Raw genomic sequence first — 9,959 nt, forward strand, 5'->3', positions numbered from 1 at the left:
GAGTTAAAATGAAGTATGTAGAAGAGATGAAAGAATTAAAAAACGGATTTTTGTGTAACTATCTGTGCCACATTGAACATGTAGTTAAGTCCGGCAATGTTTGGCCTGCTCACTATCATAATTATATTGAAATATTATATGGTATTTCCGGCAAATATGAAGTAATCTTAAACGGGAAATTACACAAGTTTACAAAAGGTGATTTAGTTTTAATAAATTCAAAAGAAGTGCACCAGATTAACTCTTGCTCAGAAGAGGGCGGGCAATACATTGTTCTTCGTTTTGAACCAGAAGTTATTTACAGCAATATGTTTCATAACCATTTACATTTAAAATATGTACTTCCATTCATTTTAGAAACTTCGAATCATCAAAAAGTAATGAAAAAAGAGATTATTGGGGCCACCTTTATTCCGGATCTTCTCTATGAAATTTCTAATGAATTTCAATTAGAGACCTTCGGTTATGAGTTAGCAGTACAGAACCATATTGGCAGAATTTTTTTATGGATTTTAAGGTATTTCCATAAAACCAGCACCGGCTTTATGCAATCCACCCTTACAGATATAGCCTTTATCAAGCGTTTACAACCTTCATTTGATTATGTTCTAGACCATTTCAATGAGGAAATAAAAGCCACCAACATGGCGTCACTTTGTAATATGAGTTCCAGTTATTTTTCCAGAACTTTTAACGAACATATGGGAATGAATTTTAATAAGTACGTTAATTATATACGTATTTCCCAGGCCGAAAAACTACTGGTTTCTACAGCTATGAATATCACAGAAGTTTCTTATGCAGTAGGCTTTAGCACTACCAGTTATTTTATCAAACTTTTTAAATCCTATAAGAATATTTCCCCAAAACAATTTCAAAAAGAATTTATCATTATGGTCGAAGCAAAATAAAAAGCAACCCTTGGTAAGTAAAGTATCCTACCGAGGGTCGCTTAATTATAGTATTTTTAATCAACTTTTCTATCTTTAGATTTTATTTATCCTCTTTATTTCCATCAATAGCGTCATTTATTTTTTTTGATATTTTCTCCTTGATTTCACCAAACTTCTCCTTTAACTCTCCCTTTTGCGACTGAACCTTGCCATTAAGTTCGGTTTCTTCGCTACCAGTGGCCTTTCCAACATTCTCTTTAGTTTTTCCAATAACTTTATCCTTAGTACTTTCAAATTTGTCTTTTAAATTCGACATTTGTACACCTCCACTAATTTTATGCTAATGCATTCTTATTTTCTATATTTATTAATACATTAACTTAAATCAACTATATCATAGTATGTGTATAAAACATAATTACTATTAATAATTATACCATTCTTCCAAACTTTCTCCATATTTAACGCTAACTTTATCATTACCTGACGGACATTTGAAAAACAATAATTTAAGCCCTGCCTTTGATTTTTGCGCGTAGGTAATTCCCGTGCGAATTAAAAAGAAGTCTCCTTTTTTTACAATAGTTTCTTCTTTTGAATTTACATCAATATATTTAGTTTCTCCTTCTACTACATAAACATATTCTGTGGTTGTTGTATGATAATGTGGTTTTTCAATTGTATCTTCTTTATATTCAGTAATACCTACCTCTACATTGTCATCTCTCAAATAATCTAATTCTTGTGGGATGCTCAGATTTCCAACTAAATACTGCCTATTTGAAGTAGCAAGAGAATCTTGTATACTATCCCCACTTATAACTTCTATTTTCTTCATCCTGTTCACCTCTTAATTTAATATGTTTTCTTTAATTAACTTCATTATATCCCCTTTTTTAATCTTATGCACTTTTTGTTTTATAGTGTTTAAGTGATTTCCCTAAAGGTTACTAAAATAAACACAAATACTTTTTAAAAAGTATCAGCCATTTATTAATTCCGAATATACTATACTAAATAAAATACTTTAACTTATGTACATGCCATGTTTACCCTGTTTACACCTAATAAAAAATATAGTATATTAGATAATAAGTATAAAAATTTTTAGTTTTAACAAACGATTAAATAACTAACTAATAATCATAAAAGGGGTGATAACCATGGAAGGAATCATTACACCTAACTATACTCACCTTGAGGATATTCAATTTGATATATATGACTCTGATATTTCATATTATGGTGGTAGTCAGTACTGGTTTCCAAACAAATTTCATAAGCTTAGTGGTTGTGGTCCCGTTGCTGCTGCTAATATAACTGCTTATTTGTCTCAAACCTTTGCCGGTAAATATAGTGATTTATATCCTTACAAGGGTATTGTAAATAAAAAAGATTTTATCCAGCATATGATAAGTATTCGAAAATACGTAAAGCCAGGGATCTTTGGCCTTACCTCTGTTCACCAATTCTGTGATAATGTCTTGGATTTTTCAAAAGAGAGAGAAGTATCTTTAGTCCCTCATATTTTAGACGATAAGGCTGCTAGTATCGAGGATGCTATAAACTTTATAAATACTGCTTTATCACTAAAACTCCCAGTTGCCATCCTAGTTCTTAAACACAAAATAAAGGAGTTTAAAGAATATAGTTGGCACTGGATGACTATAACTGGCTTACATCTTAATCCTAAGGATAATATATATTATCTTTCAGTCTCAACTTATGGTGAGCATAGAAATATAAATTTAGATATTCTTTGGAATCAAAGGCGGTCAAAAGATATAATCGATTTAGCATATTTCTCCTAAATTATATTGTAAATAAAACAGGGTAGGCATTGCCTATGGCAAGCGTACCCTGTTTTTTTTTAAAATTAAGCAGGAAATTCCACGCTAAAGATTGTACTCACTCCCTGAACACTTTTTACAGATATTTTCCCTCTATGTTGCTCAATTATTGCTTTTGCAATAGCCAGACCAAGTCCATATCCTCCATTATTTCTAGAACGTGATTTATCAATTCTGTAAAATCTATCAAAAATTTGATTTATACAATCCTGTGGAATTCCATCCCCTGTGTTTTCTACAGAGAGCCGAATATTATTTTGATATTTATTCAAATTAACATTTACCGTACCCTTGACCCCTGTATATTTTAGTGCATTATCCAAAAGTATCATAACAACCTGTTTAATCTGCTCACTGTTACCAAATATTTTTAAATCTGGCTCTATATTATATTCAAGTGTAATATTATTTTCAAATATAACAGCCTCCATATTTAAAATCACATTTTGGGTTGCTTCACTTACACTAAAATTAGATGAAATCATTTTTATATCTGAATAATCTACTTGAGTTAAATATAGTAAATCATTAGTTAATTTAGTCATTCTCTCTATTTCTGATTTTATATAATAAAGCCATTTAGATCCATTTTTTATATTCTCTTCTCCACTAGACAAAAGCACATCTACATTTGTATTAATAACTGCAAGAGGAGTTTTAAGTTCATGTGATGCATCTGCAATAAATTGTTTTTGCTTATCAAATGCGTCTTTTATAGGTTCAATAGACTTAGTTGCAAAAAACTTACTTATAAAGAATATAATAATTAACATAACAAATGCAACTACTAAAAAAGTAAATATTAAATTTGTAAGTATACTTTTCTCTGACGTTACATCTAAAAAAGCAATTTTTTGGCCATCCCCATCACTTTGCGATAGATAAGCCCACTGATTGTCTTCTAGTTTAATTTCGCCAGTAACATTATTATTTGAAAGTGCTGCTTCTTTTGCCTCTTCATAGAAGTCGCTATCCATATTTAATATTGAAAAATAACTTTCTATATTTCCTTCCTTGTCTATAGTTAAACTAAAAGAAAGTGATCGGTCTTGAGGAGACTTTGAATCGTCCAAATCTGGCCTTTCCCCTTTAGGCTTTTCATTTTCATTCCGATTAATATCAGATGTTTTGTGGAGCTGCATATCTATATTGCGATGAACATTATTGTAGGTTATTAAATATATAGAGGAGAACGCAATCAACATCATAATAGATATAATTACTAAATTAAGAATTAGAAATCTTTTTTTTAGTTCTTTAAACATTTATTCTTTCACCTCCAAAATGTACCCCACCCCACGAACAGTATTTATTACCACTTTTGAATTTAGATGTACAAGTTTTTTTCTTAAAAAAGAAATATACACTTCCACATGATTATGTTCTACCTCAGAATCAAATCCCCAAATTTTTTCAATTATTATCTCTTTAGATGTAGCAAATTTCGCTCTCGAAATTAAAAGTTCTAATAAATTACTTTCTTTTAGTGTAAGTTTTACGTCACTCTTTCCACTCGATAAATTAAGAGTATTAGTATTAAGCGTTATATCCCCAAAATTCAAAGTATCATCTGGTAGCAATTCTCCTTTTCGCCTTGATAAAGCTCTTATCCTTGCAAGCAATTCCTCTGTCGCAAAAGGTTTCGCCAAATAGTCATCAGCACCACTATCAAGTCCAATAATTTTGTCTGAAATTTCACCTTTAGCTGTAAGTAGTATAACCGGAGTTGATATTCCTTCTTTCCTTATTTCCTTTAATATTGTTATACCGTCTACCTTTGGCAACATAATATCTAATATTATTATATCGTAAATACTACTTAATGCATTATCCAGACCTAATTCTCCATCATACGCGGCATCAACGGTATAATTTTTCTTTCTTAATATATGTGTTAAAGCTTCTGCTAAATGTATTTCATCTTCTACTATTAATATCCTCATTAATTATTTCCTTTCATTAGTTATTTTTCCTTATTATTTATTTTTCCTTCTTAATTTACATTTATTTAAGTATTTACATTTAGTATATCATAGGAAACCTTTAATCAACCTTAAATGAAATAGACATTTGGGAAAGGCATTTAAGGTTTCTTTAAGGTTCACTTTATATAATAGTTTTATAGAGCAGCGACCTTATCAAACAAAACAGTATTCACAAAACCTAGACAAATGAAAGGGGATCATAATAATGGGGATTGAGGTTTTTAATAGACATGAAAGTAAGTTTTTAATAAATAGTGATATATATGAAGAATTTGAAACTAGACTTTTAGAATATATGGAAATTGATGAATATAATAAAAACCATGAATTTTATACTATAAGTAATCTTTACTTTGATACTAGAGAAAATGATTTAATAAGAAATTCCTTGTCCAAGCCAAAATACAAAGAGAAACTCAGACTTAGATCTTATGGAGTGCCAGATGTCGATGCTAAAGTGTATTTAGAAATTAAGAAAAAGGTTTGTGGCGTTGTAAATAAACGAAGAACTAAATTAAAGTTGCAAGAAGCCTACGATCTTGTTTCCTCGGGGATAAAACCTGATATAAAGCAATATATGAATGCACAAGTTCTAAAGGAAATAGAGTATATTCTAAAAATATATGATCTAGAGCCAAAACTTTATTTAGCTTATGATCGCAAGGCATTCTTTAGCAAAGTAAATCGTGATTTAAGAATAACATTTGATTCAAATATTAGAACGCGGCGATATGATTTAAAACTTGAAAGTGGTGATCACGGAGAAAATCTATTGGATAAAGGTAAATGGATAATGGAAATAAAAGCAGAAAACAATATGCCAGTTTGGTTATCAAATTTACTTTCGCAGTACAAGATATATAAAACAAGCTATTCTAAATACGGAAAAGAATATGAAAAACTATTGTTAAATAATAGACAACTATTGTCTACAGACAAAAAAATAGTAGGAGGAATGAACACATGTTTGACTCAATACTCTCATCAACCACAGCTGCTACAACAATCACTTTAAATGACGCAATTTTAACCATTATAGTATCCTTTATCTTAGGTGCATTAATTAGTTTTACTTACATGAAAACTTCTAATAAAGGAGTATACTCTCAGAACTTCGCTCTCACTTTGGTTATTATCCCGACTGTTATAGCAATTATTGTATTTTTAGTAGGAAGTAACGTTGCAAGAGCATTTAGCCTTGCCGGTGCCTTATCAATAATTAGATTTAGAAGTGCTCCTGGAGATTCAAAGGATATATCTTTTGTTCTCTTTACAACCTCAGCAGGACTCGGAGTTGGTACTGGACTTTTGGGGTATGGGATTTTATTTACCACTAGCCTTTGTATACTTATGTTTATACTTAAACTTATAAATTTTGGTGCTAATAAAAGCACTCAAAACATTCTTAAGATAACTATACCTGAAGATTTGGATTATGAAGGTGCTTTTGATGATTTATTTTTAGAATACACAAAAGGCCATAAACTTATAAGGGTTAAAACTACAGATCTTGGAAGTCTTTTTCAACTTATTTACACTGTAGAACTAGATAATAAAACAAGTCAAAAAGGCTTTTTAGATGATCTAAGATGCAGAAATGGTAATTTAAATATTACATTATCAATGTGCGCCGATTCAGCGGAATATTAAAACATTAAATATTAATTTAATACCATAGTTACTTAATACCATAGTTAATTTAATAGGAGGCTTTTATTATGAATAGAAAATCAATATATATAAAATTATTATCGGTGATTATAAGTACAACACTATTATATTCATGCAAAACTAAAACAACAACACCAACTGCAACAACCACTACAACTGTAAGTGATACAACTGTTGCAAGCTCTATAGGAAAGCTTGTTACATATGATGCAAACGACTATTACACCCAGTGGAAAAATGAAACTCCAAACTATGTTAAGCTAACCGGTACTAGTGCTACTTTAGAAGGATCAGGTGCAACTATTAAGGATAACAAAATTACTATAACAAAAGCTGGTGTATATGTGATTAGTGGTAAATTAGCCGATGGTCAAATAATTGTAGATGTTGCAGACAAAGGCAGCGTTAAGATAGTTTTAAATGGAGCACAAATAAACAACTCCACCAGCTCAGCTATTTATGTAAAATCTGCCGAAAAAGCTATAATAAGTTTGGAGGCAGGAACTGATAACATTATATCTGATGGCAAAAAATATGTTCTTGCAGATGCTTCAGAAGATGAACCTAATGCTGCAATCTATAGCAAAGATGACCTTACTATAAACGGAACTGGCAAACTAACTGTTACTGGAAACTATAACGATGGTATTACAAGCAAAGATGATTTAAAAATTACTGGAGGAAATATTAAAATAATCTCTGCTGATGATGGATTACTTGGAAAAGACATAGTAGCAGTTAAAGCTGGTACCATAGCTATTGAATCTGGTGGAGATGGCATAAAAGCCTCAAACGATACCAATGCTACAAAAGGCTCTATAGCCCTTGAGGGAGGAACTTTTAATATAAAATCACAAGCAGACGGAATGCAGGCAAATACATCTGTACTAATAAGTGGTGGAACATTTACTATTACAACTGGTGGTGGCAGTGCAAAAGCTGCTAAAAAATCTGGAGATGATATGGGCAAGGGTCAAACCTCTACTACCACTGCTGATGCAGAGACAGAAACACAAAGCGCAAAAGGAATTAAAGCATCTACAGATATTTCTATTGGTGGAGGTAGTTTAAAAATTGACTCCGCAGATGATGCACTCCATAGTAGTAAGACACTAAACATATTATCCGGTGATGTTGAAGTTTCAACTGGTGACGATGCAGTTCATGCCGATGAATTATTAACAATAAAAAATGGCAAAGTTAATATTACAAAAAGTTACGAGGGCCTTGAGAGTGATGTTATAACAATATCAGGTGGTGAAATTCATGTTATTGCCAGTGATGATGGTATCAATGCTGCAGCAGGCAGTACTGATGAATCATCGACTTCTGGAGATGCAGTTAAGCAGTCAGCTGGAGATAGCAAACTTAATATAAATGGAGGATATATAACTGTTGATGCAACAGGTGATGGTCTTGATTCAAATGGTTCAATTGCTATGACTAAAGGTACCGTTATTGTTTACGGTCCAACAAATGGTGGCAACGGATCTTTAGATTTTGATGGAAAATTTGTAATAAGTGGTGGTACACTTATGGCTGTTGGAAGTTCAGGTATGGCACAAGCACCATCTGAAGAATCTACCCAGTATTCCGTGATTATGACTTATACAGCTGTTCAAAAGGCTGGCACTCTTGTTCATCTTCAAGATAAAGACGGAACAAGTATTGGTACATTTACACCTACAAAAGACTATCAAACTATAGTCATTAGCTCACCTACTGTTGTAAAGGGATCAAAATATTCACTTTACACAGGTGGTGCTACAACATCAACTCAGTCTGCTACTGGTTATACAGATGGAAAATATACAGGAGGAACAAAAGTAGTGGATTTCACTATTGCTGATTCTGTAACATGGCTTACTGAAACTGGAATAACAACTGCTAAAACATCTTCGCAAGGTGGCCCTAGAGGATCAGGCAATCCTGGAATGGGTGGAGGTGGCATGCGAGATCCTGAGGCAATGAAAACTGCTTACGAAACTACTCTTAAATCATTAGTTTCAGCTAAAACTATATCGCAGGCGCAGGCAGATAAGGTTCTTGCCGCCTCTACCGAAAATATGCCAGGTGGAGGTAGAGGTGGAGCTAGGCCAGACGGTTCAACTAAACCAGATGGAGCTCAAGACGCTGGTGAAAAACCTGATGATGCAGCTCAAGGTGGAGAAAGATCTAAAACTGATAGTTTAAGTGAATTAGTTACTAGCAAAGTAATCACTCAGGCTCAAGCTGATACAATTAATTTAAAACTCCAAGAAGCTATTAAACCCGAGCAGAGTTCTACAACAAAATAAAAAGATATATGTTTACTCTCTCTAAAACGAGCTCCAGCATTTATAAAATGCTGAAGCCCGTTTTTTCTTTTATATCAGAAAATTGTAAGATTAAAATTTCCTTCACGATAACACAACTTAGAATTCTATTGATTTTAATTATCAATTGATAATTAAAAATCTGTGTTAAAAATAGTACGAATCCTATGAAACCATCATATACTACTGATATAGTTTTTAAACTATATTATCAATTAAAAATGAGGTGTGTTTATTGAACTCTGAAGAAAGATTTAAAATTGGCATTAGCATATCTAAAATAACAATTTTTATTAATATTATATTGTCCGCTCTAAAGTTGCTCGCAGGTATTTTAGGTAGAAGTGGTGCTATGATTGCTGATGGAATTCACTCACTTTCTGATGTCCTAAGTACAATAGCTGTAATGGTAGGGTTAAAACTAGCAAAACAACCTGCTGATGAAGATCACCCATATGGTCATGAGAAAATGGAGCCTATTATGGCTAAGATACTGGCAAGCATCTTGTTAATTACTGCCTTACTTATTGGATTTAATGGTATTAAAAGTATTATTATCGGAACAACTATAATTCCTGGAAAAATTGCTATATATGCGGCTCTACTTTCTATACTAACCAAAGAGTGGATGTATAGATATACTCTTAAGGGTGCTAAAAAAATTGATAGTTCCGCACTTATTGCAGATGCTTGGCACCATAGATCTGATGCATTTTCATCAATTGGAACATTAGTTGGAATTGCAGGAGCTAGAATGGGTTACCCAATACTCGATCCAATTGCGTCTCTTGTAATATGTATTATAATAACCAAAGTAGCTATAGACATTTACAAACAAGCAATTAATCAATTAGTTGATCACTGCGCAGATGCAAATACTATAAAAAATATAAAAAATAAAATTGAAGAAACCAGTGGTGTTATAAATTTAGATGAGTTAAAGACTAGAATTCATGGTAATAGATTATATGTAGACGTAGAAATATGTGTTGATAAGAATTTATCAGTATGTCAGGCTCATGATATTGCAGAGAGGGTCCATAATACTACAGAAAGTTTAGACAATAGAATTAAACATTGCACAGTACATGTGAATCCTAATAGCTAACACCTATAGCAAAAGCACTTACGATAATGATATGATACCTCTAAAGTAGACAGTTTAAATATAAAAACTGATACTTTGGAGGTATTTTTAATGTCAAAACCTAAATGTCCTGCTGAACAAAAATTACAAGCTGTCGA

Annotated in this window: 10 protein-coding genes; 6 read left to right on the forward strand and 4 right to left on the reverse strand. The window is 32.0% G+C overall.

What is annotated here, in order from left to right; all coding sequences use genetic code 11:
• The first annotated feature begins 8 nt into the window (after nt 1–8).
• Nucleotides 9–911, forward strand: a complete 903-nt coding sequence (locus KPL55_RS21325) for an AraC family transcriptional regulator (protein WP_216308775.1) — start codon at nt 9–11, stop codon at nt 909–911.
• Between the two features lie 82 nt (nt 912–993).
• On the opposite strand, the gene KPL55_RS21330 is transcribed toward KPL55_RS21325, so the two are convergent.
• On the reverse strand, nt 994–1,209 hold the full coding sequence (locus KPL55_RS21330; protein ID WP_216308776.1) for a CsbD family protein: 216 nt from the start codon (nt 1,207–1,209) through the stop codon (nt 994–996).
• Between the two features lie 108 nt (nt 1,210–1,317).
• A complete protein-coding gene (locus KPL55_RS21335; protein WP_216308777.1) occupies nt 1,318–1,731 on the reverse strand; it encodes a cupin domain-containing protein in 414 nt (137 codons plus the stop codon).
• Nucleotides 1,732–2,056: 325 nt separating this feature from the next.
• Here KPL55_RS21335 and KPL55_RS21340 point away from each other — a divergent pair, with 325 nt between their 5' ends.
• Nucleotides 2,057–2,704, forward strand: coding sequence for a hypothetical protein (locus KPL55_RS21340; protein ID WP_216308778.1), 648 nt, complete (start codon nt 2,057–2,059; stop codon nt 2,702–2,704).
• A 65-nt stretch (nt 2,705–2,769) separates the two neighbouring features.
• Here the strand turns inward: KPL55_RS21340 and KPL55_RS21345 are convergent, their stop codons facing one another.
• The gene (locus tag KPL55_RS21345) at nt 2,770–4,008 is read right to left on the reverse strand and encodes a sensor histidine kinase (protein WP_216308779.1); all 1,239 of its coding nucleotides are present in this window, start codon (nt 4,006–4,008) and stop codon (nt 2,770–2,772) included.
• Nucleotides 4,009–4,686: a response regulator transcription factor gene (locus tag KPL55_RS21350; protein WP_216308780.1), complete on the reverse strand. Its 678-nt coding sequence runs from the start codon at nt 4,684–4,686 to the stop codon at nt 4,009–4,011.
• A gap of 247 nt (nt 4,687–4,933) precedes the next feature.
• Between KPL55_RS21350 and KPL55_RS21355 the strand changes: the two genes are divergently transcribed.
• The 4 genes from KPL55_RS21355 (at nt 4,934) to KPL55_RS21370 (ending at nt 9,822) form a co-directional block, all read left to right on the forward strand.
• Complete coding sequence (locus KPL55_RS21355) at nt 4,934–5,743, forward strand: polyphosphate polymerase domain-containing protein (protein WP_216308781.1); 810 nt, start codon at nt 4,934–4,936, stop codon at nt 5,741–5,743.
• Complete coding sequence (locus tag KPL55_RS21360; protein ID WP_216308782.1) at nt 5,692–6,378, forward strand: DUF4956 domain-containing protein; 687 nt, start codon at nt 5,692–5,694, stop codon at nt 6,376–6,378. Before KPL55_RS21355 ends, KPL55_RS21360 begins: the two co-directional genes overlap by 52 nt.
• A 68-nt stretch (nt 6,379–6,446) precedes the next feature.
• Entirely contained in the window at nt 6,447–8,696 is a 2,250-nt protein-coding gene (locus tag KPL55_RS21365) for a carbohydrate-binding domain-containing protein (RefSeq protein ID WP_216308783.1), read from the forward strand.
• Nucleotides 8,697–8,949: 253 nt separating this feature from the next.
• On the forward strand, nt 8,950–9,822 hold the full coding sequence (locus KPL55_RS21370) for a cation diffusion facilitator family transporter (RefSeq protein ID WP_216308784.1): 873 nt from the start codon (nt 8,950–8,952) through the stop codon (nt 9,820–9,822).
• The last annotated feature ends 137 nt before the right edge of the window (nt 9,823–9,959 follow it).

Source organism: Clostridium lacusfryxellense, from assembly GCF_018861735.1.
Classification (GTDB): Bacteria; Bacillota; Clostridia; order Clostridiales; family Clostridiaceae; genus Clostridium_AD; species Clostridium_AD lacusfryxellense.

Coding starts and splice junctions, on each gene's coding strand:
- KPL55_RS21325 (WP_216308775.1), top strand. CDS start 9: ATGAAGTATGTAGAAGAGATGAAAGAATTAAAAAACGGATTTTTGTGT.
- KPL55_RS21340 (WP_216308778.1), top strand. CDS start 2,057: ATGGAAGGAATCATTACACCTAACTATACTCACCTTGAGGATATTCAA.
- KPL55_RS21355 (WP_216308781.1), top strand. CDS start 4,934: ATGGGGATTGAGGTTTTTAATAGACATGAAAGTAAGTTTTTAATAAAT.
- KPL55_RS21365 (WP_216308783.1), top strand. CDS start 6,447: ATGAATAGAAAATCAATATATATAAAATTATTATCGGTGATTATAAGT.
- KPL55_RS21350 (WP_216308780.1), bottom strand. CDS start 4,686: ATGAGGATATTAATAGTAGAAGATGAAATACATTTAGCAGAAGCTTTA.
- KPL55_RS21345 (WP_216308779.1), bottom strand. CDS start 4,008: ATGTTTAAAGAACTAAAAAAAAGATTTCTAATTCTTAATTTAGTAATT.
- KPL55_RS21330 (WP_216308776.1), bottom strand. CDS start 1,209: ATGTCGAATTTAAAAGACAAATTTGAAAGTACTAAGGATAAAGTTATT.
- KPL55_RS21360 (WP_216308782.1), top strand. CDS start 5,692: ATGTTTGACTCAATACTCTCATCAACCACAGCTGCTACAACAATCACT.
- KPL55_RS21335 (WP_216308777.1), bottom strand. CDS start 1,731: ATGAAGAAAATAGAAGTTATAAGTGGGGATAGTATACAAGATTCTCTT.